A 2,440-nucleotide genomic window follows, 5' to 3' on the forward strand; every position below is an offset into this window, starting at 1 on the left:
GTCCTCCAACGATACGGAAGGAAGGTGCATCGAACTTCGAATTCCTATCCCGTCACACCGTCGAAGCAGCGGGAAAGAAACTCCTCGCTCCAGTGCAGTTCGTCGGCTTTTGGTCAGCCATCGCGCTCCCGTTCGGCTACCTCCCCCTCCTCTACAGCGGCCCTGTCTCGGACTCCGCCGACGCGTTAGCGCTGCTCTTCGTCCTCAATCTCGTCGCGATGGTCGTCGGTCACGGCTACAAACGCGATTGAAACTCCCGACATCGGTGTGAACGGCCGTTTGCCATGGACGGCACGCGCCGACCCCTCCCGGCATCGAACCTCGACGCCCTGACCTCCCCTTCGACTCGATGTATGTTCGCTCCGCCAGTCGTTCGCTTTCCCCCTGTTCTTCGTTTCCTCTGTTCACTTCTTCTTTCTATCTCAGTCTCTGGTAATTTCCGCGTCTCTATCGCGTTGTCCATCGTTTACGCTTCTCGCTCCCATCCCGATTCCTGATAGCCAAACAACAGAATTGAGAATATATTTTTACTTTTTGGAAAATTCTCTTCTAGTATCTCTCCAATACGTTTTAGGCCCGCCAAAAATAGTAATGGAAGTGATAACTATTAACCCCTTCGAGTACCAACGGCAAGTATGACCTTACTCGCTAATCTCGTATTGGTGTTCATTGCGGGGCTGATTACGGCGCTGGCGACGGGTATCGGCGCGCTCCCGTTCTTCCTCGTCAAGGACGTAAACGACCGCTGGAACGTGGGACTCTGGGGACTCGCGTCCGGAATCATGGTCTCGGCGTCCGTCTTCGGACTGATATCCGAGGGTCTCTCCAGTGCGAACGGCGGTAGCGTAATCGGCGTCGTCATCGGTATGCTGGTCGGCGTGGCACTCGTCGTCGTTAGCGATTACGTCATCTCCGGCACCGACGTGAATCCGAAAAAGTACGAACAGGCGGACTTCAAGAAGCTCATCCTCATCCTCGGCGTGCTTACCGTTCACAGCTTCCCGGAGGGCGTCGCCATCGGCGTTTCGTTCGCCGACCTCGGCTTTCAGGGCGGCTATCAGTTCGCCGGATTCGTCGTCCCGCTGTTGGCGATATTCATGACCATCGCCATCTCGATTCACAACATTCCCGAGGGCGTGGCCATCTCCATTCCGCTCCACTCGATGGGCGTGCGCAAGTGGCGGATGGTCTGGTGGTCGATCTTCTCCAGCCTCCCGCAACCCATCGGCGCGGTCATCGCGTTCTACTTCGGTGTTCATCAGCGGGAGCGTCGCCGTGAACACCATCGCCGAGGAGTACGACCGCGGAACCCTCGAACTCCTCCGCGTGACGCCGCTGACCGGCGTGGACATCGTGGACGGCAAACTGCTGGCGATGGGGATACTCGCGCCCGTGCAGGCCGCGGCGTGGTTGGTGCTCCTCTCGTTTAACGGGACCAACGTCGCCAACCCGCTCGAAATCGTGGCGCTCGTTGCGGCTTTCTCGGTCGCCATCGTCGCTATCGGTGCGATACTCGCGTTGCGGTTCCGCGACAGAAAGCAGGCCCAGTTTCTGTTCTCGATGGCGATGCTCGTCGTCTTTAGCGGGACGTACCTCCTGCCGGAAGCGCCCGCGAACACCGTGGCGAGGCTCGCCATCGGCAGTCCGACGCCGTTTACCCACGCGATGGTGGCGCTCTATTTGGCGTGTTCGCTCGCGGGCTACGCGCTGGTCCGCCGGGTCGTCGGTGTCCGAGGGCTTTTGACGACCGCGTGAGTGCGGTGCGTCGGAGAATTCGACCGAGACGGAAATTTTCACCGTTCAACAAATCGTGGAGGGTACAGTGTCGAATCCCGGACATACTATCAATATATAGTATTTTGAATTAATCTAGAATCCTATTATAAATATTATAGCGATGCCGGGTGTAAATCGGGATATGGTGTCAGAACGACTCCAGACGTTGAATCGACGGACGTTCGTTGGAACCGGGGCCGCGGTCGCCAGCACCGCGCTGGCTGGCGTCGGAACCGCACAGCGGCGATGTTCCGACGACGAAGGTGATCACGGAGCGGACGACGACCACGGGCGCGGTGGGGGAGACGACGAGGACGACATCACGTACGTCGCCCACCGCGGGTACAAGGGACTCCACCCGGAGAACACGCTCCGTGCGTTCGAAGCGGCTTCGCGGACGGCGGACATGATAGAACTCGACATCATGCCGTGTGCGGACGGCGAAATCGTCGTCTTCCACGACGAGAAACTCGGCGCGCGCGACGGCGGTACCCGCGGCCTCACCGACCAACACGGGTACGTCTGGGAGAACGACTGCGAGACGGTGTTGAACGCGAACGTCCTCGGAAGCGGGGAAACCGTGCCGCTCCTCTCCGAGGCGTTGGCGGCCATTCCGAACCACGTCGACGTGAACATCGAGTTCAAGAACCCCGGGTCGGCGGCG

Annotated in this window: 3 protein-coding genes and 1 pseudogene; all 4 read left to right on the top strand. The window is 59.3% G+C overall.

Annotated elements, in window-relative coordinates; translation table 11 throughout:
• Positions 1 to 251: hypothetical protein (locus BG842_RS00595; RefSeq protein WP_069449256.1), on the top strand; the 251-nt coding region annotated here is incomplete at its 5' end.
• 384 nt (positions 252 to 635) lie between these two features.
• Complete coding sequence (locus tag BG842_RS00600; RefSeq protein WP_254662805.1) at positions 636 to 1,430, top strand: ZIP family metal transporter; 795 nt, start codon at positions 636 to 638, stop codon at positions 1,428 to 1,430.
• Positions 1,312 to 1,755 (top strand): annotated as a pseudogene (locus BG842_RS00605) (ABC transporter permease); the annotation flags it as partial. The gene BG842_RS00600 and the pseudogene BG842_RS00605, both read left to right, overlap by 119 nt.
• Before the next feature lie 163 nt (positions 1,756 to 1,918).
• A partial coding sequence (locus BG842_RS00610; RefSeq protein WP_139135970.1) for a glycerophosphodiester phosphodiesterase occupies positions 1,919 to 2,440 on the top strand: 522 nt, incomplete at its 3' end.

The sequence above is a fragment of the Haladaptatus sp. W1 genome (assembly GCF_001723155.1).
Classification (GTDB): Archaea; Halobacteriota; Halobacteria; order Halobacteriales; family Haladaptataceae; genus Haladaptatus; species Haladaptatus paucihalophilus.